Annotated in this window: 21 protein-coding genes, 1 pseudogene and 1 riboswitch; of the genes and pseudogenes, 8 read left to right on the top strand and 14 right to left on the bottom strand. The window is 65.8% G+C overall.

All coding sequences use genetic code 11. The features are described from left to right. Positions 1–58 precede the first annotated feature (58 nt). Genes NFU04_RS05580 through NFU04_RS05565 form a run of 3 tightly spaced genes read left to right on the top strand, consistent with a single transcriptional unit; the run spans position 59 to position 3,091 of the window. Positions 59–916: a phosphonate/selenate family ABC transporter substrate-binding protein gene (locus NFU04_RS05580; protein ID WP_459382068.1), complete on the top strand. Its 858-nt coding sequence runs from the start codon at positions 59–61 to the stop codon at positions 914–916. Next, positions 916–1,569, top strand: a complete 654-nt coding sequence (locus NFU04_RS16350) for an ATP-binding cassette domain-containing protein (protein WP_285835119.1) — start codon at positions 916–918, stop codon at positions 1,567–1,569. Before NFU04_RS05580 ends, NFU04_RS16350 begins: the two co-directional genes overlap by 1 nt. Position 1,570: 1 nt before the next feature. Then, positions 1,571–3,091 carry a PhnE/PtxC family ABC transporter permease gene (locus tag NFU04_RS05565; protein ID WP_251308514.1) on the top strand — a complete coding sequence of 507 codons (1,521 nt, stop codon included), beginning with the start codon at positions 1,571–1,573 and terminating at the stop codon, positions 3,089–3,091. Positions 3,092–3,165: 74 nt separating this feature from the next. On the opposite strand, the gene ilvD is transcribed toward NFU04_RS05565, so the two are convergent. The 3 genes from ilvD to NFU04_RS05550 form a co-directional block, all read right to left on the bottom strand. After that, positions 3,166–4,854: a dihydroxy-acid dehydratase gene (ilvD, locus tag NFU04_RS05560; RefSeq protein WP_251308513.1), complete on the bottom strand. Its 1,689-nt coding sequence runs from the start codon at positions 4,852–4,854 to the stop codon at positions 3,166–3,168. Between the two features lie 68 nt (positions 4,855–4,922). Next, positions 4,923–5,618 (bottom strand): TenA family protein, encoded by a 696-nt coding sequence (locus NFU04_RS05555; protein ID WP_251308512.1) that lies wholly within the window; start codon positions 5,616–5,618, stop codon positions 4,923–4,925. Next, positions 5,615–7,021 (bottom strand): sodium:solute symporter family transporter, encoded by a 1,407-nt coding sequence (locus NFU04_RS05550; RefSeq protein WP_251308511.1) that lies wholly within the window; start codon positions 7,019–7,021, stop codon positions 5,615–5,617. Before NFU04_RS05550 ends, NFU04_RS05555 begins: the two co-directional genes overlap by 4 nt. Next, positions 7,011–7,111: riboswitch (TPP riboswitch) on the bottom strand. Its footprint overlaps the gene before it by 11 nt. A gap of 187 nt (positions 7,112–7,298) precedes the next feature. On the opposite strand from NFU04_RS05550, the gene NFU04_RS05545 reads away from it, so the two are divergent. Then, on the top strand, positions 7,299–7,976 hold the full coding sequence (locus tag NFU04_RS05545; RefSeq protein ID WP_251308510.1) for a hypothetical protein: 678 nt from the start codon (positions 7,299–7,301) through the stop codon (positions 7,974–7,976). 7 nt (positions 7,977–7,983) lie between these two features. Here the strand turns inward: NFU04_RS05545 and NFU04_RS05540 are convergent, their stop codons facing one another. Both NFU04_RS05540 and NFU04_RS05535 read right to left on the bottom strand, forming a co-directional pair. Further along, positions 7,984–8,571: a peroxidase-related enzyme gene (locus NFU04_RS05540; protein WP_251308509.1), complete on the bottom strand. Its 588-nt coding sequence runs from the start codon at positions 8,569–8,571 to the stop codon at positions 7,984–7,986. Positions 8,572–8,712: 141 nt separating this feature from the next. Then, positions 8,713–10,212, bottom strand: coding sequence for a CoA-acylating methylmalonate-semialdehyde dehydrogenase (locus NFU04_RS05535; RefSeq protein ID WP_251308508.1), 1,500 nt, complete (start codon positions 10,210–10,212; stop codon positions 8,713–8,715). A 203-nt stretch (positions 10,213–10,415) separates the two neighbouring features. Here NFU04_RS05535 and NFU04_RS05530 point away from each other — a divergent pair, with 203 nt between their 5' ends. Together NFU04_RS05530 and katG are read left to right on the top strand one after the other, a co-directional pair. Continuing rightward, complete coding sequence (locus tag NFU04_RS05530; protein ID WP_251308507.1) at positions 10,416–11,354, top strand: LysR family transcriptional regulator; 939 nt, start codon at positions 10,416–10,418, stop codon at positions 11,352–11,354. Positions 11,355–11,601: 247 nt separating this feature from the next. Beyond that, positions 11,602–13,788, top strand: a complete 2,187-nt coding sequence (gene katG, locus NFU04_RS05525; RefSeq protein ID WP_251308506.1) for a catalase/peroxidase HPI — start codon at positions 11,602–11,604, stop codon at positions 13,786–13,788. 124 nt (positions 13,789–13,912) lie between these two features. Here the strand turns inward: katG and NFU04_RS05520 are convergent, their stop codons facing one another. The 3 genes from NFU04_RS05520 to kynU are packed head-to-tail and all read right to left on the bottom strand — an operon-like array spanning position 13,913 to position 17,360. Beyond that, positions 13,913–15,304: a sodium-dependent transporter gene (locus NFU04_RS05520; protein ID WP_251308505.1), complete on the bottom strand. Its 1,392-nt coding sequence runs from the start codon at positions 15,302–15,304 to the stop codon at positions 13,913–13,915. Between the two features lie 33 nt (positions 15,305–15,337). Then, positions 15,338–16,126, bottom strand: coding sequence for an alpha/beta hydrolase (locus NFU04_RS05515; protein WP_251308504.1), 789 nt, complete (start codon positions 16,124–16,126; stop codon positions 15,338–15,340). 1 nt (position 16,127) lies between these two features. Continuing rightward, positions 16,128–17,360 (bottom strand): kynureninase, encoded by a 1,233-nt coding sequence (gene kynU / locus NFU04_RS05510; protein ID WP_251308503.1) that lies wholly within the window; start codon positions 17,358–17,360, stop codon positions 16,128–16,130. Positions 17,361–17,492: 132 nt separating this feature from the next. On the opposite strand from kynU, the gene NFU04_RS05505 reads away from it, so the two are divergent. Then, the gene (locus NFU04_RS05505; RefSeq protein ID WP_251308502.1) at positions 17,493–17,960 is read left to right on the top strand and encodes an Lrp/AsnC family transcriptional regulator; all 468 of its coding nucleotides are present in this window, start codon (positions 17,493–17,495) and stop codon (positions 17,958–17,960) included. Positions 17,961–18,221: 261 nt separating this feature from the next. Here the strand turns inward: NFU04_RS05505 and NFU04_RS05500 are convergent, their stop codons facing one another. Genes NFU04_RS05500 through NFU04_RS05480 form a run of 5 tightly spaced genes read right to left on the bottom strand, consistent with a single transcriptional unit; the run spans position 18,222 to position 23,606 of the window. Continuing rightward, positions 18,222–19,631 carry an amidase gene (locus NFU04_RS05500; protein ID WP_251308501.1) on the bottom strand — a complete coding sequence of 470 codons (1,410 nt, stop codon included), beginning with the start codon at positions 19,629–19,631 and terminating at the stop codon, positions 18,222–18,224. A gap of 7 nt (positions 19,632–19,638) precedes the next feature. Continuing rightward, a complete protein-coding gene (locus NFU04_RS05495) occupies positions 19,639–20,916 on the bottom strand; it encodes a Zn-dependent hydrolase (RefSeq protein WP_459382067.1) in 1,278 nt (425 codons plus the stop codon). 49 nt (positions 20,917–20,965) lie between these two features. Beyond that, the gene (locus tag NFU04_RS05490; RefSeq protein ID WP_251308500.1) at positions 20,966–21,784 is read right to left on the bottom strand and encodes a FadR/GntR family transcriptional regulator; all 819 of its coding nucleotides are present in this window, start codon (positions 21,782–21,784) and stop codon (positions 20,966–20,968) included. Between the two features lie 48 nt (positions 21,785–21,832). Beyond that, positions 21,833–23,356, bottom strand: coding sequence for a sodium:solute symporter family protein (locus NFU04_RS05485; protein WP_251308499.1), 1,524 nt, complete (start codon positions 23,354–23,356; stop codon positions 21,833–21,835). A gap of 13 nt (positions 23,357–23,369) precedes the next feature. Then, complete coding sequence (locus NFU04_RS05480) at positions 23,370–23,606, bottom strand: hypothetical protein (RefSeq protein ID WP_251308498.1); 237 nt, start codon at positions 23,604–23,606, stop codon at positions 23,370–23,372. Between the two features lie 241 nt (positions 23,607–23,847). Here NFU04_RS05480 and NFU04_RS05475 point away from each other — a divergent pair. Then, positions 23,848–24,401, top strand: a pseudogene (locus tag NFU04_RS05475) (integrase core domain-containing protein); the annotation flags it as partial. A gap of 17 nt (positions 24,402–24,418) precedes the next feature. Here the strand turns inward: NFU04_RS05475 and kynA are convergent. Further along, positions 24,419–25,267, bottom strand: coding sequence for a tryptophan 2,3-dioxygenase (gene kynA, locus NFU04_RS05470; RefSeq protein ID WP_251308497.1), 849 nt, complete (start codon positions 25,265–25,267; stop codon positions 24,419–24,421). Positions 25,268–25,343: the final 76 nt, after the last annotated feature.

The raw sequence follows: 25,343 nt of genomic DNA, 5'->3' as shown, positions 1-25,343 counted from the left end.
AAGTCCCCCTCAATCGAGTATCCTGGCGCCTTCTTCTCAACCCGAGGACGAGACAGCCATGCTGCGTGCCCTGATGCTGGCCCTGGGACTGGTCGCCGCCCCCCTGGCCGCCGCCGCCCCCCTGGTGTTCACCGCCATTCCCGACGAGGACGAGACGCGCCTGCAGGAGCGCTTCGGCGCGGTCGCCGACTACCTGGCCGAGGAACTCGAGGTAGAGGTGCGCTTTATCCCCGTCACCTCCTACGCCGCCTCCGTCACCGCCTTCCGCAACAACCAGGTGCAGCTGGCCTGGTTCGGCGGCTTCACCGGGGTCCAGGCACGCCAGCTGGTGCCCGGCGCCCGGGCCATCGCCCAGGGCGTCGAGGATCCCCAGTACAAGAGCTATGTAATCGCCAACCGCGACACCGGCCTCGAGCCCATGGAGCAGGCGACCGCCCCCGAGGCGCTGCGCGGCCTGACCTTCAGCTTCGGCTCCCAGAGCTCCACCTCCGGGCGCCTGATGCCGGAATACTTCCTGCGCGAGCACCTCGGCGAGGCCCCGGAGGCGCTCTTCGAGCGGGTCGGCTTCAGCGGCAACCACAGCCGCACCATCTCCCTGGTCCAGTCCGGCGCCTACCAGGCCGGGGTGGTGAGCTACAAGGCCTGGGAGAACGAGGTCGATAGCGGCAGCGTCGACCCCGAGCGGGTCCAGGTGATCTGGCAGACCCCGCCCTACCCTGACTACCAGTGGACGGTCCGCGGCGACCTGGACGAGCGCTTCGGCGCCGGCTTTACCGAGCGCCTGCAGCAGGCCCTGATCGCCATGCAGGCGCCGGAGCTGCTGGCCAGCTTTCCGCGCTCCGGCTTTATTCCCGCCGACAACGACGACTACGCCATGATCGAGCGCGTCGCCACCGAGCTGGGGCTGCTCGACTGATGACCGACCTGGTCCTGGCGGGGGCGGTGGCCGACTACGGCAGCGCCCGGGTACTGGGTCCCCTGGACCTGGCCCTGGCCCCCGGTGAGCGCGTCGCCCTGGTGGGCAAGAGCGGTGCCGGCAAGTCGACCCTGCTGTCGCTGATGCATGACCAGTGGCGGCAGCAAGGGGTGGCGCTGATGCCCCAGGACCTGGGCCTGGTGCCCAGCCTCTCGGTGTTTCACAACGTCTATATGGGGCGCCTGGACCGGTATCCCTGGTGGGCCAACCTGTGGACCCTGGTGCGTCCCCGAAACCGCGACGTGGTAGAGATCACCGCGCTGCTCGAGGGCCTGGACATCGCCGAGAAGCGCTGGACGCCCTGCGGCGAGCTCTCCGGCGGCCAGCGCCAGCGGGTCGCCGCCGCCCGGGCGATTCACCAGGGCGGTCGGGTGCTGCTGGCCGACGAGCCGGTCTCGGCGCTGGACGGCCCCCAGGCGGAGCGCGTGATGCGCGCCCTCACCGAGACCTATGACATGGCGGTGCTGGCCATGCACGACCTGGAGCTGGCGCTGCGCCACTGCAATCGGGTGGTGGGCATCCAGGCGGGCAGGATCGCCCTCGACCGCCCCAGCCGCGAGCTGAGCACGAACGACCTGCTCGATCTCTACTGATATGCCCATCCTGCCCTCGTCACGCGATCCTATGCCCTTCGGCGCCACCCGCCGGGTCAGCCTGGCCCTGGTGGCACTGGCGGCGCTCTGCCTGTGGCTGGGGGACTTCGAGATCAGCGCCCACGACCCCTGGCAGGAGCTGGGACGCCTGGCCCTGGGCCTGGTGCGCCCCGACTTCGGCGCCGTGGATGCCCTCGGCGAGGCGCTGCTGCGTACCGTCGCCTTCGCCTTCGTCGGCGTCGGCGTCGGCGCCAGCGCCGGCCTGCTGCTGGCGCTGGGCTTCCACCGCCTCTGGGTGCGTACCGGCTGCGCCTTCGTCCGCGCCATTCATGAGCTGTTCTGGGCGCTGATCTTCCTGCAGTGCTTCGGCCTGCACCCGCTGACCGGGGTGCTGGCCATCGCCATCCCCTATGCGGGCATCTTCGCCAAGGTCTACGCGGAGATCCTCGACGAGACCGACCCGGCCCCGGCGCGTACCCTGCCCCGGCGCACCGGACGGCTCTCGGCGCTGCTCTATACGCGCATCAGCCAGGCCTGGCCACACCTGGTCAATTACACCGCCTATCGCCTGGAGTGCGGCCTGCGCTCCAGCGCCGTGCTGGGCTTCGTGGGCATGCCCACCCTGGGCTTCCACCTGGCCAGCCACTTCGCCCAGGGCCACTACGCCGTGGTGGGCGCCCTGCTGCTGCTCTTCTATGCCCTGATCGCCAGCCTGCGCCTCTGGGTGCGGCCGAAGCTGCTGCCCTTCTACCTGCTGGCGGCACCCTTCTGCCTGGGCACCGGCCTGCCGATCCTGTGGAGCAATGTGGCGCGCTTCTTTACCCAGGACATCGTGCCGGCGCCGCTGAGAAACGGCGAAGGCCTGGCGGGGCTCGGCCCCTGGCTCGGCGACCTGCTGCTCCACCAGGCCCTGCCCGGTCTCTGGAATACCCTGCTGCTGAGTCAGATCGCCCTGGTGCTCACCGGGGTGCTGGCCATGGCGCTCTTCCCGCTGATCTCTCACCACTTCACCGGGCGACACCTCACCGGCCGCCTCGGCGCCGGCCTGGGGCATGGCGTGCTGGTGGTGCTGCGCTCGACCCCGGAGTACCTGCTGGCCTTTATCCTGCTGCAGCTGTGGGGCCCCTCCATGCTGCCGGCGGTGGTGGCCCTGGCCCTGCACAACGGCGGCATCATCGCCCACCTGGTGGGACGGCGCAGCAACCAGATCGTGCTGCGCCCCGACGCCCCCCGGGGCCTCGAGCGCTATGCCTACGAGGTGGCCCCTAGGGTCTATGGCCCCTTTATGGCGCTGCTCTTCTACCGCTGGGAGATCATCATGCGCGAGACCGCCATCCTCGGTATCCTCGGCATCGCCACCCTGGGCTTCTACGTGGACAGCGCCATCCAGGAGATCCGCTTCGACCGCGCCCTGGTGCTGATCCTGATCACCGCCGCCCTCAATATCGGCGTGGATATCCTCGCCCGCCGCCTGCGCGCTCACCTGCGGCTGCGCCATACCATCAATCGCCAGAGCTGCTAAACGACCAAGCGACCAAGCGACCAAGCGACCAAGCGACCAAGCGACCAAGCGACGATAGCCTTGGCGCCTGGAGCCTAGTCCGGTATATCGGTCACCGCGCCGGTACTCGCCGAGCTGACCAGCCGCGCATACTTGGCCAGCACCCCGCGGGTATAGCGCGGTGCCGGCTGCCGCCAGGCGGCGCGACGGCGCGCCAGCTCCGCCTCGGAGAGGTCGACCTCGAGGGTATCGGCTTCGGCATCGATGGTGATGACATCGCCGTCCTCCACCAGCGCCAGGGGCCCACCATCGAAGGCCTCGGGGGTCACATGGCCCACCACGAAGCCGTGGCTGCCGCCGGAGAAGCGCCCGTCGGTGATCAGCGCCACCTCGCTGCCCAGGCCTCGCCCCATGATCGCCGAGGTGGGAGTCAGCATCTCGCGCATGCCCGGCCCGCCCCGGGGCCCCTCGTAACGGATCACCACCACATCGCCGGCGGTCACGGTGCCGTCGTTGATGCGCGCCTGGGCCTCCTCCTCGGAGCCGAACACCCGGGCGGTGCCGGAGAAGCGCGTGCCCTCCTTGCCGGTGATCTTGGCCACCGCCCCCTCCGGCGCCAGGTTGCCGTAGAGGATGCGCAGATGGCTCTCGGCCTTGAGGGGGCGGTCGAGTGCCGCGATGATCGTCTGGTCGTCGGGATAGGGGGCGACGCTCGCCAGGTTCTCGGCCAGGGTCTGGCCGGTCACCGTCAGGCAGTCGCCATGCAGCAGGCCGGCGTCGAGCAGGGTCTTCATCAGCGGCTGGATGCCACCGATGGCCACCAGCTCGCTCATCATGTAGTGGCCACTGGGGCGCAGGTCGGCGAGCACCGGCACCCGCTTGCCGATGCGGGTGAAGTCCGCCAGCGAGAGCTCGACCCCGAGGGTGCGAGCCATGCCGATCAGGTGCAGCACCGCATTGGTGGAGCCGCCCAGGGCGATCACCACGCTGATGGCGTTCTCGAAGGCCTCCCGGGTCATGATATGCGAGGGCCTGATATCGCGTTCGAGCAGCGTCAGCACCGCGTCCCCCGCCGCCTCGCAGTCCTCGCGCTTGTCCCGGGACACGGCGTTCTGGGCGGAGCTGCCCGGCAGGCTCATGCCCAGCGCCTCGATGGCCGACGCCATGGTGTTGGCGGTGTACATGCCGCCGCAGGAGCCGGGGCCGGGAATCGCCGTCTCCTCGATCTGCTTGAGCGCGATCCGGTCGATATCGCCGCGGGAGTGGGCGCCCATGGCCTCGAACACCGAGACGATATCGGTGTGGCCCTTGCCGGGCAGGATGGTGCCGCCGTAGACGAAGACGCTGGGCCGGTCGAGGCGCGCCAGCCCCATCAGGCAGCCGGGCATGTTCTTGTCGCAGCCGCCGATGGCCACCAGGCCGTCGAAGCCCTCGCAGCCGGCCACCGTCTCGATGGAGTCGGCGATCACCTCCCGCGACACCAGGGAGTACTTCATGCCCTCGGTGCCGTTGGCGATGCCGTCGGAGATGGTGATGGTGTTGAAGATCACCGCCTTGCCGCCGGCGGCGTCGGCGCCGTCCCGGGCATGCTCGGCGAGTTCATGGATATGGCTGTTGCAGGGGGTGACCATGCTCCAGGTGGAGGCGATGCCCACCTGGGGCTTGGCGAAGTCGTCGTCGCCGAAGCCCACCGCGCGCAGCATGGCGCGGCTGGCCGCCTTGCCGGGGCCATCCACCACCGGGGCGGAGTGACGACGGCGGGGATCCTTGGGGGTATCGGACATGGCGGGCCTCCTCTGACGATGGCATGACCCTCAGAGGGTGGCCCCTCACCGCCCGGCTGGCAACCGCCTCAGCGCGGCATCACCGCGTCGTGGAAGGCGCGCTCCTTCGCCACGGTGTCGCGGAAACGCTCGGCCATGCGGGTGAAGGCGGCGTCATCGAGCGTTTCCGCCTCCTCGTCCAGGCGGCGACGCAGCCAGGCGACGAACGCCTGGAAGGCGGGGTTATCGTGCAGATCGATCCACTCTCCCATCAGCGGGTGCAGGCCTTCGGCCCGCGTCACCCGCAGCGCCCACTCGAGATAGACCCACTCGGTGACCACCAGCACCGCCAGGAGCTCGGCATAGTCGCCGCGATCGCCGGTATCGCGCAGCAGCGCCCGGAAGGCCTGGGTCTCGGCCAGGTAGTCCGGCGCCTCGCGCCGGGCGGCCGGTACCTCGAAGGCCTCGAAGGTGCGCTGGAAGGTGCGGTTCTCGTCGCTGGTCAGCATGCCCATGAACTGGCCCAGCACCACCCGATCGTCCATGCTCGGCGCCCGGCCGATGGCGTGACCGATCAGCGCGGTGAAGGGATCGACGAAGCCGTAGTCCTGGACCATATAGGCGGCGAAGTCGGCGCCGGGGAGGTGCCCCCCGGCCAGGGCCTCGAACAGCGGATGCGTCACCGTCGCCGACCAGTCGGGCTCGCTGATCTCGCGCAGCCAGTCGGTCAGGCGCGGCGTTTCGCGGCCGGCGGCCCAGGCATTCCATTCGGCACGTGTGGTCATCGGGCCTCTCCTTCACTCGTCAGTTGAAATCTCGCCCCCGGGCGCCGCCAGGCGACCAGCAGGCTGACCAGGGTGGAGGCGACAAGCGCCCCCAGGAAGGGCGGAAGCGTGGGGATACTGTCCGGGAAGGTCGCCGCCAGCACCCCGGCGCCGAGGCCGCCCAGGGAGATCCAGCCCGGCAGCACCGCGCCGAGCAGGCCCGCCACGCCGCCGGCCACCGCCGCCAGCGGCGACATGCGCCGCCACAGGCCCAGCAGCACCGGCAGCAGGATGGCCGCACACAGCAGGTCGGCGATCAGGAACAGGCGCAACACCGAGAAGCCCTGCAGGGCGACCCAGGCCACCGGCACCATCAGCGCCACCGTGACCCACCGCGCGCCGCGGACCGACAGCCCCCGCCGGCCGCTGCTGGCCACCGCCATGGAGGCGATGGCGTTCTGCAGGGTATCGACGCTGGAGGCCACCAGGGTCACCGCCAGCACCAGGGCCGGTAGGCTCAGCCAGGCGGGCGCCTCGCTCAGCAGGGCGAAGAAGGGAATCGGCGGCTCGCCGAGCGGCAGCGCATGCATCGCCGCCAGCATGCCCAGGCCACCGATGGCCATCACCACCAGCAGGCTGCTGATGCCGCCCAGCAGGGCCCCGCGGCCGAGCGCTCGGTCGTTTTCGGCGGCCCAGACCCGCTGCCAGTAGCCCTGGTGGAAGAGATTGGCGGCGGTGACCGCGATCACCAAGGTCAGCGCCACCGAGAGGGCGCTGCCGGTGGGAATCGACGGCATCACCGCATCAGAGGGCATGGGGGGCAGCCCCCACCAGGCCACGCCGCCGACCAGCACCAGCAGGGCCAGCAGCAGCCAGGCCTGCCAGCGGTCCGTGGCGAGGCTGGCCCGCAGCCCGCCGAGGGTGGTATAGACCAAAGTGGCCAACGCCACGCCGAGGATCACCAGCGCCGGCGGCACCTCAGACAGCAGCGCAGCGATGGCGCCGATGGCGGTGAGCTCGGCGGCCAGGAAGATCGCCATATAGGCCACCGAGACGAAGGCGACCCAGCGCCGCACTCCGCTGCCGTAGCAGGCCTCGGCGAACTCGCCGATGCTGCGCCCCTCGGGCAGGTGGCGGCGAATCGCCGGGCCATAGAGCCCCAGCACGATAAACGGCAGGGAGGAGCCGATGGCATAGCCGGCCAGGGCCACCGGCCCCACGAAGGCACCGATCTCCGGCGGCGCGAAGAGGATCCAGGCGCCCATGCTGGAGGCCAGGAAGGACAGGCCGATGGCCTGGGCGCCCTGGGAGTTGCGGGCGGTCACGTAATCATCGAGGGGGCCATCGGCCCGGCGGGCCCTGAGGCCCAGAAAGGCAAAGCACAGCAGCGCCGCGCCGAGCGCGGCAGACGTCAGGTAGGGCATGTCGCACTTCCTCCGCCGGCATGAACCGGATCAGGTTCCAGGGTCGGCACTCGGCCCTCTCAGTCCCGTGGGACCCCCCTGGCGACAGTGAATGATTGGATTGTCTCGCGATGGCTCGCGGCGGCCTATGGTGTCGTCACCGACCGCGACTGTAAAGCCATATCCCCCATCAGGCCTGCTACCAAAGCAGCAGGACACAGGCATCAAGTCATACCAGAACCTGCCGATATGGCACCTATCGCCCCTATGCCGGCCCGATGATTACTCGAGATCCCCGATGCCCTATCACGAAGCCAAAGAACACGCGCCGGGGCGGCTCCACGCCCTCTTTACCGCCCCCTATAGCGCCTTCGACAACGACGTCGTCGAGCGCCGCCTGCACCTGCGCGTCGCCCTCCAGGCCCTGCTGGACCGGCCCGGCCGGGAGGGCCGCCTGGTCCTGCGGGTCCTGCATGGCTGGGCCAATGGCGAGGCCGACCCCCAGCACCTGGCCCATAGCGACCACCCCCTGAGCCGGCGCGGCGACCTGCTTCCCGTGGTGGCCCGCTATCAGGCCGCCATCGACGAGCAGCGGCCACTCCCCGGGGAAGCCGGCACCCTGCTGGCGGAGCCGCTGATGGCGGCCATCGCCGGCGCCGAGGCCCGGGGCCAGGAGATCGATGCCGAGACCCGCGCCAACCCGGCCCACTGGCCGAGCTTCGAGCGGGGCCTCGGCCTCTATACCTTCTTCAAGGTCTATCACCGTCTGACCTATGGCGAGGACGAGAGCTACCGGGTGGCGCGCTGCGAGACCCCGGAGGGCCTCAGGGAGATCCACGAATTCCATCTGGAAGAGTGCGAGTTCGCCGTGGTGACCGGCATCGAAGGCGACGACAAGAGCCGGGTCGTCCTGCTGGTGCATGTCGGCGCCCTGGCGCCCCTGGCCGCCTTCGTGGAGACCATGCTGGGGGAGTGAGACGGCCCTATTTCTCCCGCGGCACCCGGCCCATCAGGTAGAACTCCGGGTTGGGCGGGGTGCCGGCCAGGGTCACCAGGCGATTGGAGAGGCCGAAGAAGGCGGCGATGGCGCCGATATCCCAGCAGTCGTCCCGGGTGAAGCCCGCCGCCTCGAGCCGCGCCGCCCAGTCGTCGTCGAGCTCTCCCACCCCCAGGCCGCTGTGCAGGGCGAAGTCCAGCATCACCCGATGCCGTTCGCCGATCTCAGCGACCCGGTGGTTGACGGCCACCTGATCGGCCAGCAGCGGCTCCTTGCTGTAGATGCGCAGCAGGGCGCCATGGGCCACCACGCAGTAGAGGCAGCGATTGCGCGCACTCAGCGCCACCACGATCATCTCCTTCTCGGCCTGGGTCAGGGTGTCCGACTCCCGCTCCATCAAGGCATCGTGATAGGCGAAGAAGGCACGAAACTCCGCCGGGCGATGGGCCAGCATCAGGAACACATTGGGCACGAAGCCCGCCTTCTCCTGCACCGCCAGGATGGCGTCACGGATGTCCTCGGGCAGCTCATCCAGCGACTCGGGGATGGGAAAACGGCTAAGGGATGGGGTCATGGCGTGAGGCTCCTTGAGTTGTGATTGTTCGCCACTCAACAGTTAACGTAAACGTAAGTCAGTTGTCCATCCTTCCATGGCCGCGACGACAAAGGCCCCGCCTCGAGGAGGCGGGGCCCTTGATGTGCCGATCACCAGGGGTCAGCTCAGCGAGATGGTGCTGTTGATGCCTCCGGAGACGTTTTCCGGCTCGTACCAGCGAGCGGTGACCGTCTTGGTCTGGGTCCAGAAGGCGATGGCCTGCTTGCCGTTGGGGCCCAGATCGCCGAGCTTGGAGGCCCGGGAGCCGGTGAAGCTGAAGTAGGCCACCGGCACCGGAATCGGCACATTGATGCCCACCTGGCCCACGTCGATCTCGGTCTCGAAGCGCCGTGCCACCCAGCCGGAGTTGGTGAAGATCGAGGTGCCGTTGCCGTTGGGGTTGGCATTGATGAAGTCGATGGCCTCATCCAGGGTGTCGACGCTCACCACGCAGAGCACCGGGCCGAAGATCTCCTCCCGGTAGATGGTCATCTCGGCGCTCACCCCGGCGAAGACGGTGGGGCCCACGAAGTTGCCCTCGGCATAGCCCTCCACCCGACAGCCGCGGCCATCCAGCAGCAGCCTGGCGCCCTCCTGCTCGCCGGCATCGATCAGGCTCACCACCCGGTCCCGGGCGGCGGGCGAGACCAGCGGCCCCAGGTCGGCGTCGCGCTGGGTGCCGGGGCCCACCTTCATCTTCCGGGCACCCTCGACGATATCCTCCAGCCAGGCCTGGGCCTCGCCCACCAGCACCACCACCGAGTTGGCCATGCAGCGCTGGCCGGCGGCGCCGAAGGCGGAGCCCAGCAGGTTGTTGATGGCCTGGCTGTGGTTGGCGTCGGGCATGATCACGCAGTGATTCTTGGCGCCCATCATCGACTGCACCCGCTTGCCCGCCTCGCCGGCGCGACGATAGATATGGGTGCCCACCTGGGTCGAGCCGATAAAGGAGAGCGCCTTGATGTGCGGATGGTCGCAGATCTGGTTGGCCACCTCGGGGCCGCCATGCACCACGTTGAGCACCCCGGCGGGGAGGCCCGCCTCGTGGGCCAGCTCCACCAGGCGCATGGTCGAGCTGGGGTCCTGCTCGGAGGGCTTGAGCACGAAGGTGTTGCCGGTGGCGATGGCCAGCGGAAACATGAAGCAGGGCAGCATGATCGGGAAGTTGAAGGCGGTGATGCCGGCGCCGACCCCCAGCGGCTGGTTGAGGGTGTAGACGTCCACCTCGCTGGCGGCGTTCTCGGCCAGCTCGCCCAGCTGCAGGGAGGGAATCGAGCAGGCGTGCTCCACCACCTCGAGGCCGCGGCCCACCTCGCCCTCGGCGTCCGGCAGGGTCTTGCCGTGCTCCTCGGTGATCAGGGCGGCGAGCTCGGCGGTGTGTTCACGGATCAGCGCCTGGAACCGGAGCATGATGCGCTGACGCTTGGCCAGGGGCACCTTGCGCCACTCCTTGAAGGCGGCCTTGGCGCTGGTCACCGCCCGATCCACCTCCTCGGCGGTACAGAAGGGCACCCGAGCCACCACCTCCTGGGTCGCAGGATTGAGCACGTCGCGCCACTCCTGGCTCTGGGAGGGCACGGCCTGGCCGTCGATATAGAGGGGAATCTCGCGGATGGACATGATGGCGACTCCTTGACGGGTGGCGTCACAGCCTTGGACCCGAGGGTTGGGGGTATTATCCGAAGCGCTGCTGGTGTGCATATCGGCAAGGCCGATATGGCGTTCAGGCATGATTTCAGTGTAGACAGGGGGGTAATTGACAGACAACGACCAAGACCGCACATTGCTTGTGCACTTATGCACAACAACTCGTCGAGGTGCGCATGCTGGACTGGCAGGACATACAACTCTTCCTGGAGGTGGCGCGCTGCCAGCGCCTCACCGAGGCGGCACGGCGCCTGGGCCTGGATCATTCCACCCTGTCGCGGCGCACCCGACGCTTCGAGGAGAAACTCAACACCCAGCTCTTCGAGCGCAGTACCCACGGCTACCGCCTCACCGAGGCGGGGCAACGGCTGCTGGCCCATGCCGAGGAGATGAGTCGCCACGCCCTGGAGGCGGTGGAAGGACTCAGCGACCAGAATCGCCGCCTCAGCGGCCAGATACGCCTGGGGGTCACCGAGGGGTTCGGCACCTGGGTGGTGGCCCCCCTGCTGGCCGCCTTCGGCGACCGCCACCCGGGGCTGACCCTCGACCTCCTCGCCCTGCCGCGGGTGGTCAACCTGAGCCGTCACGAGGCGGACCTGGCAATCACCATCGAGCGCCCGGCGAGTCCCGGCCTGGTGGTCTCGCGGCTCTGCGACTACCGCCTGCGCCTGTATGCCAGCCGCGACTACCTGGCCCGCCGCGGTCGCCCGGAGCGCCTCGGCGAACTGGGCCGCCATCGGCTGATCGGCTATGTGGATGACCTGATCTTCAGCGACCAGCTCAGCTACCTGGAACCGCTGCTCGACCCGGCCAGGGTCGGCCAGCCGCCGCAGATGGCGATCCGCAGCACCAGCGTCACCACCCAGTACACGGCCTGCCTGCATGGCGCCGGACTCGCCGTGCTGCCCTGCTTCATGGCGGAGCCGGCGCCGACCCTGGCCCCGGTGCTCGGCGAGGAGGTGACGGTAGAACGCCAATTCTGGATCACCGCCCGCCAGGAGCAGCGCCAGCTGGCCCGGGTACGGTTGCTATGGGATTACCTGCGCGAGGCCCTGGTACTCAACCGCGGCTTCCTGATGGGCGAATCGGCCGGCCTGATCATCCCCGAGGCCTGAGCCATCGATAACTTGTCAGGGGTATATCAACCTTTATTGATAAAGCGTGACTATCAAGGCCTTCGAGAAAGAAAAATGGCGGCAACCGTCCCCGGCTCTTAGCTTATAGAGAGCAGACGGGGGAAGGCCGCCGCCGATGTCTGAGTGACGCAGAGTTGATTCAGCGCATTGTTCAGGTCGGCGCTTCTCATCTATCACTAGTGAGTCACCGCCAAGTGGCCATGACTAGAGAGGAACGGAGAGAGCAATGAGCGACCAACAGAGCAGCAGCGGCAAGTGCCCGGTCATGCACGGTGGCCAGACCACCAGCGGCCAATCCAACACGGACTGGTGGCCGGAGACCCTGAATCTGGACATTCTCCATCAGCATGATCGCAAGACCGACCCCATGGGCGAGGACTTCGACTACCGCCAGGAGGTCCGAAAGCTCGACTTCGACGCCCTGAAGCAGGACATGCACGCCCTGATGACCGACAGCCAGGCCTGGTGGCCGGCGGACTGGGGGCACTATGGCGGCCTGATGATTCGCCTGGCCTGGCACGCGGCGGGCTCCTACCGTATCGCCGACGGCCGCGGCGGCGGCGGCACCGGCAACCAGCGCTTCGCTCCCCTCAACAGCTGGCCCGACAACGCCAGCCTGGACAAGGCGCGGCGCCTGCTGTGGCCGATCAAGAAGAAGTACGGCAACCAGATCAGCTGGGCCGACCTGATCATCCTCGCCGGCAACGTGGCCTACGAGTCCATGGGCCTGAAGACCTTCGGCTTCTCCTTCGGCCGCGAGGATATCTGGCATCCCGAGAAGGACACCTACTGGGGCGCCGAGAAGGAGTGGCTGGCCCCCTCCGACGAGCGCTACGCCAGCGTCGACAAGCCGGACACCATGGAGAATCCGCTGGCCGCGGTGCAGATGGGCCTGATCTACGTCAACCCGGAGGGGGTCAATGGCCAGTCCGACCCCTTGAAGACCGCCGCCCAGGTGCGCGAGACCTTCGCCCGCATGGCGATGGATGATGAAGAGACCGCGGCGCTGACCGTCGGGGGCCATACCGTGGGCAAGTGCCACGGCAACGGCGATGCCGATGCCATCGGCCCGGAGCCCGAGGCCGCCCCCGTCGAAGAACAGGGGCTGGGCTGGAAGAACCCCAACCAGGGCGGCGTGGGCCGCTACGCCCTGACCTCGGGCATCGAGGGCGCCTGGACCACCCATCCCACCAAGTTCGACATGGGCTACTTCGATATGCTGCTCGATCACGAGTGGGAGCTGAAGAAGAGCCCGGCCGGCGCCAACCAGTGGGAGCCGGTCGACATCAAGGAGGAGGACAAGCCGGTCGATGTGGAGGATCCCTCGATCCGCTACAACCCGATCATGACCGACGCCGACATGGGCATGAAGATGGACCCGACCTACCGGGCCATCCTCGAGGCGTTCCGCAAGGACCCGGCGCGCTTCCAGGACGCCTTCGCCCGGGCCTGGTTCAAGTTGACCCACCGAGACATGGGCCCTAAGGCCCGGTATATCGGCCCGGAGGTGCCCGATGAGGAGCTGATCTGGCAGGACCCGGTACCCGCCGGCAGCACCGACTACTCCGTGGAAGCGGTCAAGCAGAAGATCGCCGCGAGCGGTCTCTCCGTCGCCGAGCTGGTCAGCACCGCCTGGGACAGCGCCCGCACCTTCCGCGGCTCCGATATGCGCGGCGGCGCCAACGGCGCCCGCATCCGCCTGGCCCCGCAGAAGGACTGGGAGGGCAACGAGCCGACCCGCCTGGCCAAGGTACTGAAGGTCTACGAGGGGCTCAGTGCCGAGACCGGCGCCAGCATCGCGGACCTGATCGTGCTGGGTGGCAGCGTGGGCATCGAGCGTGCCGCCAAGGCGGCCGGCTACGAGATCCTGGTGCCCTTTATTCCCGGCCGCGGCGATGCCAGCGACGAGATGACCGACGCCGACTCCTTCCAGTACCTGGAGCCGCTGGCCGATGGCTTCCGCAACTGGCAGAAGCAGGACTACATCGTCAAGCCGGAGGAGATGCTGCTCGACCGCGCCCAGCTGATGGGCCTGACCGCCCCGGAGATGACCGTGCTGATCGGCGGCATGCGGGTGCTGGGCACCAACCATGGCGGTACCCAGCATGGCGTCTTCACCGACCATGAGGGGCAGTTGACCAACGACTTCTTCGTCAACCTGACCGACATGGCCTACCGCTGGGTGCCGACGGGCGACAATCTCTACGAGATTCGCGACCGCCAGAGCGATCAGGTGAAGTGGACGGCCACCCGTATCGACCTGGTGTTCGGCTCTCACTCCATCCTGCGCGCCTACGCCGAGGTCTATGCCCAGGACGACAACGAGGCGAAGTTCATCGAAGACTTCGTGGCGGCCTGGACCAAGGTGATGAATGCCGACCGCTTCGATGTGGACAAGCTCGGCGAGTGCTGAGGACGCGACTCACCCGTCACCACGCGGACGCCCGGGCCCTGGCCCGGGCGTCTTGCCGTCGAGGCTAGGTGTGATCCCTCGGCGGGCGATTCATCCGGTGCACCGCCAGCAGGACCCTCTCGACTCAACCGCGCAGCATCACCACCAGGATCAGCAGCGGACAGACCACGCGGATATACCAGGGCCACAGCTTCCAGAACAGGGTACGCTCGATCTCCGGGGCCCCCCGACGCAGCTCCTGGAGCTTGGCGTTGCGCGACAGCAACCAGCCCACATAGACGCAGATCAGCCCACCCACCAAGGGCATGCTATAGCTAATGGTCAGGGTAATCGCCCAGTCGAACAGCGGTTCGAAATAGGCCAGGATCAGAGTGGCGATCATGAAGGTGAGCGTGGCCATCAGCCAGGTGGCCGGACGACGCCGAATCAGGCCGGTTTCCTCGAGGGTCGACACCGGCACCTCCAGCACCGGAAACATGGAGGTCAGGGCGGCGATGGCCAGCAGCAGGAAGAAGACCAGTTCCAGGCCCAGCCCCAGCTCGCCCAGGGCCTCGAACATGGCCGGCATGACCATAAACAGCAGGGTCGCCGAGCTCTGCAGTTCACCGGCCTCGTCGAAGACCTCCACCCCCAGGCCATGAGCCACGAACATGGCCGGAATGATCAAGAGGCCGGCGATAAAGGCCACCCCCATATCGATCAGCATCACCTGGGCACCGACCCGGGGCAGATTGGCCTGGCGACTCAGGTAGGAGCCATAGACCACCATGGCGCCGACGCCGATGGAGAGCGAGAAGAAGGCCTGCCCCATGGCATCCAGCAACAGCGGTCCATCGATCCGCGACAGGTCCGGTATCAGGTAGGTCTTGACCCCCTCGCCGGCGCCGGGGAAGCTCAGCATCACCGCGATCAGTCCCAGCATCATCACCAGCAGCAGCGGCATCAGCCGTTTGGTCCAGCGCTCGATGCCCTGGTTCACGCCGGCCAGCACCACGGCCGCGGTAATTACCATGGCCACCAGGGCCAGGCTCCAGTCCCGCCAGAAGCTGCCCTCGGCGAGCCAGGCCGTCGCCCCCTCCAGGCCGAGAAACCGGGATAGCGGCAATAGCGCGTAGCCGATCAACCAGCCGGTGACGATGGCATAGAACGCCTGCCCCAGGCAGGCGGCCAGCAGCGCCAGACCGCCGACGCCCTGCCCCAGGCGCCGTGGCAGGCCACGGCCCCCCACCCTCCCCATGGCATTGATCACGCCACTCTGGGCATAGCGCCCCAGGGTCAGCTCAGCCATCAGTGCCGGGTAGGCGAGGATAAAGGCCATCACCACATAGGCCAGCAGGAAGGCCCCGCCGCCATTGTTGGCGGCCATGGAGGGAAAGCTCCACACATTGCCGAGCCCCACCGCGGCGCCGGCGGCGGCCATCAGGAAGCCGAAACGACTGGAAAATTGCGCGCGCCCGGCGGGCACCTCGGCGGCGGATGGGGTGCCGGCGGCATGGTTGGTTTGCGATATTGTCATTGGAATTATCCATCGGGTGTAGGAATCGGCCCGTCAGGGTCTTGGTTCGAGCCGCTCGAGAATGTCGAAGTGATCGCAAGCGGACAGCGGGCAGAGTTCCACCGCCACCCCGGCCGCCCGGGCGCGTTCATAAAGCGCCTCACCCTGGGCGCGGAAGGCGGGCGGGTCGAGTTCGCCGTGGGCCAGGGTCACTGGCGGCAGGCCCCGCAACGCCTGACACAGGGGGCTGAGCCGCTCGGCCCGCCCGTCGTCCAGCCCCAGGGGAGCATCGATATAGGTGCCCACCAGGGGACGCAGATCATAGATGCCGCTGATCAGCCAGAGAGCGGCGATATCCGTCAGGCGCCCCTGCCCCAGGCAGCTCATCAGCGCCAGCTGAGCCCCGGCGCTATGACCACCCAGATGGAAGCGACCATCCAGGCCCAGGGCGCTCGCCTCACGGCGCAGCGCCGCGATGCCCTGGCGACAGGCCGCCACCATGGCCTCGATATCGGCCTCAGGCGCCAGGGGATAATCCAGGGAAGCGAACGCCCATCCCCGCGCCAGCCAAGGCGCGGCCATGAAGTCGGTGGCCGAGGCATCCAGCTCCTGCCAGTAACCGCCGTGCAGGAAGACCATCAGCGGCCAGGGCCCCCGCCCCTCGGGGACGAAGAGATTGATCCCCTCCAGCGGCCCGGCCCCGTAGCTTAGGCGCTGTGGGGCATGCCGCTCGCGTAGCCGAACCCCGAGCTCGGCCTGGCGCGCCAGGGTGGCTTCGACATCCCGCGCCCAGCGACTCGGGGAATAGGCCCGCTCCCGGCGAGTCAGCTCCGCATGGTCCATCTCAGGTAACCTCCGAACGTACCTGGAAGCGCGCCTCGAGGTATTCGCGGCTCTCCACCACCTCACGGAAGTGGCGGGCCGCCTGCCAGACGTCCTCGTAGCTGAGATAGAGGGGCGTGAAACCGAAGCGCATCAGCCCCGGCTCCCGGTAGTCACCGATCACGCCACGGGCGATCAGCGCCTGGACGATGGCATAGCCATGTTCGCGATGAATAAAGGCCACCTGGCTGCCACGCTCCGCCTGAGCCGGGGTGATGTCCTCGATGCCCTCGGCCTCGAGCAGGTCGGCCAGGCAAGCGCGGAACAGCTCCCCCTGGGCCAGGCTCTTCTCCCGCAGGGCGGCCATATCGACCGCTTGCCAGAGACGCAATGAGGCCTCCAGGGGGGCATAGATCAGCGCCGAGTGGGTACCGGTACGAAAGCGGGTGATGCCTGGGGCCGGGGCATAGTCGCCATCGAAGGCGAAAGGCGCGGCGTGACCATGCCAGCCGGAGAGCGGCTGCCAACCGCCCTCCTGGTGATCCCTGTGCACATAGAGAAAGGCCGGCGCCCCGGGGCCGCCGTTGAGGTACTTGTAGGTGCAGCCCACCGCATAGCGGGCCCCGCAGCCATTCAGGTCCACCGGCAGGGCCCCGGCGGAGTGGGCCAGATCCCAGACGACTTCAGCGCCTCGCTCATGCACCTGGGCGGTGATGGCGGCCATATCGCGCTGACGCCCGGTACGGTAGTTGACCTGGCTCAACACCACGGCGGCGACCCGCTCGTCCAGGTAGTCGGCGAGTTCGGCGCCCTCGGGAAGCACCCGGTGCTCGAACCCGGCGAAACGGCACAGGCCCTGGGCGATATACCCATCGGTGGGAAAATTGCCGCCTTCGCTGAGGATCACCGGCCGCGAGCGCCCCTGAGACTCGGTGATATATCCCAACAATTTGAAGATATTCAAGGTGATATTATCGGTAATGATCACCTCGCCGGACTCGGCGCCAATCAGTGGCGCCAGCAGATCGCCCAGGCGTTCCGGGGCGTCGAACCAGCCCTGGTTCCAGCCCTTGATCAGCTCATCGCGCCACTGATCGCGGGTAGCGGCCAGGGCCTCCCGGGCGTCGACTGGCTGAGCCCCCAGGGAGTTTCCGTCCAGATAGATCACGCCTTCGGGAAGCGCGAAGCGGGCCTTGAATGCCGCCAAGGGATCATGGCGATCCAGTTCGCGCGCCCTATCCAGGGTCGGGTTCATGCTGTCCTCCGAAGAATGGGGTGGAATATCTGCCCCCGATTCTAGGAGGGATTGGGCGGGAAAGGCTTGCGTTATTCGCCACAAAACCGGCAGCCTACGCAATAATCTTGCATCCTTAAGAGGAATGGCACATTGGAAAACCTGGATCGCTTCGACTGCCGGATTCTTCACGCCCTGCAGCGAGATGCCCGCCTGACCCTGGCCACCCTGGCGGAGACGGTAAACCTCTCTCCCAGTCAGTGCTCGCGGCGTATCGCCCGCCTCGAGGAGAGTGGAGTCATCCGGGGGCACGGCCTGCGCCTCGACCCCGAGGCCCTGGGCCTCAAGGTCACCGCCTTTATCTTTCTCTCGGTGGACAAGGGGAACATGGCCTGTCCTCGGGAGGCGGTAGCGGAGCTACTGACCCGGGATGAGGTGATCGACTGTCACGCCATTACCGGCAATCACGACTTTATTCTCAAGGTCATGGTGGAAGACCTCGCCGACCTGTCCCACTTCCTTTCCAGCGCCGTGAGCAACCTGCCGGGAATCCGCGATATTGCCACCCAGGTGGCCATGAACACCCTCAAGGTGGAAGGCCCGCTCAGGGTCATGCCTTGATTCCCCCCAGAGACCGCCGCTTCGATCGCCCCCCGGCTCAATGCCGGTAATTCTGACTCGACCGCCCTAGGTGACCGAGGTCGTCGGCCTGCCCTGGCTCACCTTCCTGCAACCAGCGTGCCGGACCATCGACACGCCCAGCTATCATTATTTCGAATACCTGACACTAGCCAATGTCTGACCTTGCCCAGCAGATTCGCCTCTGCCAAGGCCAGGCCTACAGCCTGGCTTTGGCGTTTTGTCGTGATCGAGGCGGATACGCTACGCGCAAGGGGAGTACCTCGGCAGCCGGGCCTCGAGCAGTCGAGCCGCATGCAGCACCTTCATGTCCTGAAACCGTGGGCCGACTAGGTGTAGTCCAATAGGAAGGCCCTGATTATCCAGGCCGCAAGGCAGCGAGGCGGCGGGCTGCTGTGTCAGGTTGAAGGGGTAGCTGAAAGGTGTCCAGTCCATCCAGTCACGATAGGGGCCACCCGGTGGCACGTTGTGACCGGCCGCGAAGGGGGCGATCGGCATGGTGGGGGTGATCAGCAAGTCGTAGCGCTGGTGGAAGGTCTGCATTTGGGCGGTCAGCCTTTCCCGAGCTCGGCAGGCGGCTAGGTAATCACACAGCGAGATTTGTGCGCCACGCTGAGCAATGTCGAAAAACCCGGGATCCAGTTGGGACTGCTGGGTCGTATCGAGTCGCTCGAGTGCCTGGCTGGCACCAGAGAACCACAGGGTATTGAACGTCTCGAGCGGGCTCTCGAACCCAGGATCAACCTCATCCACCTCGGCGCCTAACTCCTCGAATAAAGCCACCATGTCGCGCACCCGTGCGGCAATATCGGGTGCCACTTCCACATAGCCAAGATCGGGGCTGTAGGCGATCCGCCAGCCTGTCAACGCGTTCGGTGGAGCCATTAGCCAATCATCGGCGCGAGCATTGCCAAGATAGCCGTCCCTAGGATCGGGTTGCGCCATCACACTCAGCATCAGGGCGCTATCCGTGGCGGTTCGGGTCATGGGCCCCAAGTGTGACAGGGTACCCATGGCACTGGCCGGCCATTGAGGCACCCAGCCGAAGGTCGGCTTAATGCCGAAGGTGCCGGTGAAACTGCAGGGAATGCGGATGGATCCGCCGGCATCACTCCCCTGGTGTAAGAGCCCGAGATTGAGGGCAGCGGCAGCAGCAGCTCCTCCCGAAGACCCCCCGGGGGTGAGGCGCGTGTCCCAGGGATTGCGTGTAACGCCGTGCAGGGGATTGTCGGTGACCCCTTTCCAGCCAAACTCCGGAGACGTAGTCTTGCCGAGGAGTACCGCCCCGGCACTGCGCAAGTGACGGCTGATCGGTGCATCGACATCCCAAGGCCCGTTGAGGGCGCTAGTGGCCGAGCCCAAGCGAGTCGGCATGCCTTCCGTTAGGGTCAGATCTTTGATGGTAGTTGGTACTCCATCGAGGGGGCCGCAAGGCGTGCCTGCATGCCAGCGGGCCTCGGAGGCACGTGCCGAGGCCAGGGCCTGCTCCTCATCGACATGGGCGAAGGCGTTGACTCGAGGGTTGTCGCGGGTAATGCGTGTCAGGCAGTCCTGGGTCAACTCGACCGGGGAGAGGTCGCGTCGATGAAACAGGCTGAGCGCTTCCGTGGCGCTCAACTCTGCCAGCTGAGTGGGTTGGGAAGGCGTTGTCATGGTCGTCTCACTCCTCGACGTCATCAGCTAGGCCTGCTTGTTCCAGCATGGCGTGAAGCAAGATATTGCATCCCTGGTGTAAGTCGTTGGGATCGGCGCCTTCAATTTCGTTGTGGCTGATGCCGTTCTCACAGGGCACGAAGATCATCCCGGCTCGGGTGACACGACCTAGGAAGATGGCGTCATGGCCGGCGCCACTGACAATATCCAGGTGTGAGTAGCCGAGGCTATGAGCAGCACGGCGGACCGCATCGACGCAGTTGTCGTCGAAGTGCTCCGGTGCGAAGTCGGCAGTTGGTGTGAGCTCGGCTTGCAGGCCATGACGCTCGCTCACTTCCACGACCACTTGGCTGAGTTCTTGCGCCATCTTCTCGAGGGTGTCGTGATCAAAATGACGCAGATCAATGGTCATCCGTACCTGTCCAGGAATGACGTTGCGTGAACCAGGGTGTAGCTGCAGCATTCCTACCGTGCCCCGGCCATGGGGAGGGTAGGCATTGGCGATGCGATTGACCGCGAGGGTGATCTCCGAGGCACCCAGCAGTGCATCGCGCCGCAGGGGCATGGGCGTCGGTCCGGCATGCGACTCTAGGCCGGTCAGGGTCAGATCAAACCACTTCTGACCGAGGGCCCCCATGACCACGCCGATGGTGTTCCCGGTGTCCTCGAGGATAGGGCCCTGCTCGATATGGCACTCATAGAACGCCTTGATATGACTGGGGTTGACCACATCGCTGCCGCGATGACCGATAGATGACAATGCCTCGCCGGCAGTGATGCCATCGCTGTCGGTACGGGCTAGCATATCGTCCAGTGCCAGCTGCCCGGTAAAGACGCCTGAGCCCATCATGCACGGTGCAAACCGGCACCCCTCTTCATTGCTCCAGACCACCACCTCGATGGGGGCACGCGTCTTGATGTCGTGCTGATTTAGGGTGCGAATGACCTCTAGTCCTGCCAGTACCCCATAGACCCCGTCATACTTGCCGCCAGTAGGCTGGCTATCGAGATGGCTTCCGGTCATCACCGATGGGCCGTTAGCATCCTGGCCCGGGCGTCGGGCGAACACATTGCCGATGGCATCGATCCGGATCGAGCAGCCTTCGGCGCGGCACCACTCGATAAATAGCTCACGTGACTGGCGATCGAGCTCGGTGAAGGCCTGTCGGTTGACCCCCCCCTTGGGCGTGGCACCGATCTTGGCCATGTCCATCAAGGCTTGCCAAAGGCGCTCTCGATCGGTTCGCAGATCGGTGATGGAGCGGGCTGTATCCATGAGTGTCATGAGTATCCTCTTTTATCCTTATCGTTGTCAGGGCGGAATGTCGTCGTGACTAGCGATTCTGATTAACCAGGCGTAGTAGTGGCGAAGCCTGGTCGAGCTCGCTCAGCGCTTCCTGTGAGATCAGCATCTGGCCGGCCATTTCCGCCTCGAGTGCTGACATATGGGTTTCGGCATCACGCATGTGCTCATCCATTAGTTGTCGGACACGTTCGGCATCCTCGGCGCGGTAGGCCTCGAGCAGCTCGCGATGGTAGCGGTGGTTGGCTTCATCGAACTGTTTGCGTTCCGGGATATAGGCCTTCTTTACGACGACCAGGTCTCGTAGCAAGTCATTGAGGAATCGGCACATGAAGGCCAGCAGGGAGTTAGGACAAGCGCGGGCCAAGAGGTTGTGAAACTCGAGCTCCAGGAAGCGCTGACGCCGCTGATCCTCATCGTCGGGGTGGCAGCACTCACAAGAGGCGATATTTGCTTCGAGCTTCTCCAGCATGTCGTCACTGAGGTGCCCAACCACCGAAACTGCCAGCTCCACCTCGAGCAAGCGCCTCAACTGGTACACCTGTTGGCCGTCCAGCGAGCGGAAGTGGAGAAAGTTTCTCAGCATGCGACTGGCTGGCTCCATGCTGGGGGGATGGAGAATGGCGCCACCGCCTGGGCCAGTCTTAAGGGTAATCAAGCCTTCGACTTCGAGGATTTTCAGGGCCTCGCGGACGGTCCCCTTGGCGCACTCATAAAGCTCCATCAGGGTCTTTTCATTAGGCAGCCGGTCACCCTCTGTGAGTCCCTCGGTGGCAATCCAGCGCTTGATATCTTCGCTGATCAGCTCGGCGAGCTTTTGCCGCCGGCGTAGGGGAGGGGAGTTGGCCATGTATATGTCTCCTTGAGCGGGGCCGGGTCGGCCCCGCGTGGCTATGGATTAACGGGGGGAGAGGGTTTCGGAACCCTGGCGAGATCCGTCGCCGAGGCGCTCCGGGTGGTATTCGGCATCATAGTCCTGTCGGGCGCTGGCAAAGCGCTCCACGACGTCATGGTCATGGCGAACAAGAGCCAGGCTGAGGCCAACGAATAGGCCGGAATTGACCAGGAGGCCCCAGATACCGGCATGGAAGCCGAAGGGGGCGCTGAACGGGCCGAAGGTCAGCAGCAGTACGCAGCCGACACCTCCAAGCAGACCCCAGACTGCCGCGGTGGGATGGGCACGACGCCAGGTGATGGCGCCGATTGTGGGAACCACCAGCTGAGCCGTACCGGCGAGGGCGGCGATACCGATGGTGACGAGCACGCCCGGCACGGTCAGCGCCATGATGTAAGCGGCCAGTGAGAACACCACCAGGGAGATGCGACCGACCCCGACGATACGTGCTTGATCGGCATCGGGCTTCACATAGCGCTTATAGATATCCATGGTGACTACGGTCGATACGGCGTGAATCTGCGAGTTGGCCGTGGACATCGCCGCTGCCGCACCGGCTGCCATGATCAATGAGGCGAGCAGGAAGGGGGCATAGTTCATCAGCATGACCGGCAGGATACGATCGGGAGACTCCAGTCCTGGTTCCAGCAGCACGCCGGTGTAACCGGTCAGCACAGAGCCAATGTAGGCGAAGGCGGCGATCCCCAGTAGGAACGGCATCAAGTTAAACAGGCGGCCGCTCTTGACCGAGTACATGCGCAGCCAGATCTGAGGGCCCATGAAGGCGCCAATGGCGGTGATGATGAACAGTGAGAACCACATGCTGTAGCCCATGTTGCCGTTCGGCCCGGGCATTGTGAGGTGTGCCGGCGAGCTTTGACGGAGCTGTTCAAAAAGGGCTGCTGGACCACCTACTTGGCTGGAGATGTAGTAGCCGGCGTACATCATGCCGAAGAACAGCAAGGCTCCATAGATCACATCGGTCCAGGCGATGGCGCGAATGCCGCCGATCCAGACGTAGATGATAATGATGAAGTAGAAGAGCAGCGCCGCTAACCAGAAAGGGATCAGACCGCCAGATGCCACCTCGATCAAGTAGGCGCCGCCGGTTAGCTGGATCTGCAGGTAGGGCACGGTGAATACCAGGGTGATCAGTGCCACCAGGATGCGTAGCCCTTCATGGTTATAGAAGTCCCCCATCAGGTCAGAGGGCGTGAGATAGTTGAAGCGCTTGCCGAGGAACCAGACGCGCTTGCCGATCCAGTAGTACATGAGGCCGAATAGCAGGTTCCAGGCCAGGGCGGTCAGGTACACGGGCCCGCTGCTGTAGAAGGTGGCATTGGAGCCCAAGAAGGCAAAGGCACTCCACCAGGTGGCCGCTACAGTGAAGAAAACGGCGATGCTGCCCATGGCCCGCCCCTGAACGAAGAAATCCTCGCTGGTGGCCTGTGACTGCTTGGATGACACGACTCCCACGAGTAGCGGGATGATCATGAACGCCGCGATGATCAGAATGCTTCCGGTCATGATGGTCTCCTCCTCAACGGATGTGCTGGGTGGCCGGAGCGGTACGACTGCCCCAGTTGGTGAGGTAGGCCACCAGGAACAGGCTGGTTAGGAAGGCCCACCATCCCAGATTCCAGATGAAGAAGAACGGCACCCCCATGACCATGGGTTCTATCTGGTTGGCGGTCATGATGAGTGGGCTTTCCAACATCACGAAGCCGAGTAGGATCCCGGCATAGAGGTAAAGCTTCGCTATGGGTAGGTTACGCATTGGTCAAGGCCCCTTATTCTGATTGGTTGGGGGTTAGTGGTCACCGCTGCGATGCAGGGTGGAGGGCTTCGGAGTGGCGCTCAATCAATTATTATATTTATACGCATAAATAGATTTTTAGACGCCCTGGCTGAAGCTGTCAAGAAATGAGCAGCTGTAGGGTCTCGGATGATCAGCTCGCCTATGGAAATTATCCTCCGCTGGCAGCCAGACGCCTTCTACAGCAATTCATCCGGGAGCCATAGATATCAAGCATCTGCCTCAGATGCCCGACGAGGAGCAGAAGCGCTACCTGTACGTCGCCATCGGCCGTGCCACAGGCTGGGTCTATTGGAAGGTCAGGCGTCGCCAGTCCGCCAAGGATGGCAAGGCGTTCATGAAGCGCGTGGAGGCGAAGGCTTCCTTCACGATCCAGACGGTACTCACTGACAACGGCAAGTCGCTTAGCGATCGCTTCACATGGGCAGGTGAGCGCAATCCCAGCGGCTGCCCCCCTTCAACCAGGAGTGCCGGGCCCGTGGTATCGAACATCGCCTGATCAAGCCGGGAAGGCCACAGACAAGCGGTATGGTGGAGCGGTTCAACGGCCGCCTCAGCGACGTGTCGGAGACCCAGCGCTATACCTCAGGCGAGGACCTGGAGCAGACGCTCAAGTGCTACGCTTGGCTGTACAGTCACCACATCCCCCAGAAGGCGTTGCACCATCAACCACCGATTGCAGCGATGAAGGAGTGCCAGGCCAGGCGGCCTGAGCTATTTACCAAGCGGGTGGTCAATCACGCGGGACCCGACACCCATGGGGTCCCGCGTGATCACATCCGGGTACGCACCGACCACAGCTCGGGGAAGAAGGTCAGCTCCAGGGCCTTGGAGAGATAACCGACGCCGCTGGTGCCGCCGGTGCCGGACTTGTGGCCGATGATCCGCTCCACCGTCTTCATATGGCTGAAGCGCCATTGCTGGAAATGGTATTCGGTGTCCACCAGCTTCTCGGCCAGCTCGTAGAGGTCCCAGTGGCGCTCGGTGTCGCCATAGACCTCGGCCCAGGCCGCTTCCACCTCGGGAGACGCGGCATAGGGCTCGCGCCAGTCGCGATCCCGCACCTCGGCCGGTAGGGCGAAGCCGCGCCGGGCCAGTAACTGCAAGCAGGTGTCGTAGAGACTGGGCGCCTCGAGCACCTCGGTGAGGCGCCGGTAATGTTCGGGGTGGCCGCGATGCACCTCCACCAGGCCGGGGTGCTTGTTCCCCAGCAGGAACTCCAGCTCGCGATACTGGTAGGACTGGAAACCGGAGCTCTGCCCCAGGCTATCGCGAAAGCGCGCATAGTCCGCCGGGGTCAGGGTGACCAGCACCTCCCAGGCCTGGATCATCTGCTCCTGGATGCGTGCTACCCGGGTCAGCATCTTGAAGGCGGGCCTCAGTTTGTCGGCGGCAATATGCGCCGCCGCGGCATGGGCCTCATGAAGACACTGCTTGAGCCACAGCTCGGAGACCTGGTGAATGACGATAAACAGCATCTCGTCATGCTCGTCGGTCAGCGGCGTCTGGCAGGCCAGCAGCGGCTCCAGGGCCAGATACTGGCCATAGCTCATCTCCTGATCCCAGTGCACGCCTTCATCATCCAGGCTCACCGAGGTGCGGTCCCGCTGCGACTTGTTCATCGTCCCCTCCTCGTTTCGTGGTGGATCACTCCATGGTGCGCCCATCCCGGGTGGCGGGCCAGGGGGCGCCCTCAAC

The organism is Halomonas sp. NCCP-2165 (assembly GCF_023708045.1).
Classification (GTDB): domain Bacteria; phylum Pseudomonadota; class Gammaproteobacteria; order Pseudomonadales; family Halomonadaceae; genus Bisbaumannia; species Bisbaumannia pacifica.
The sequence above is the reverse complement of the archived record's forward strand: the minus strand, read 5'-3'. Positions and strand labels throughout refer to the sequence as shown.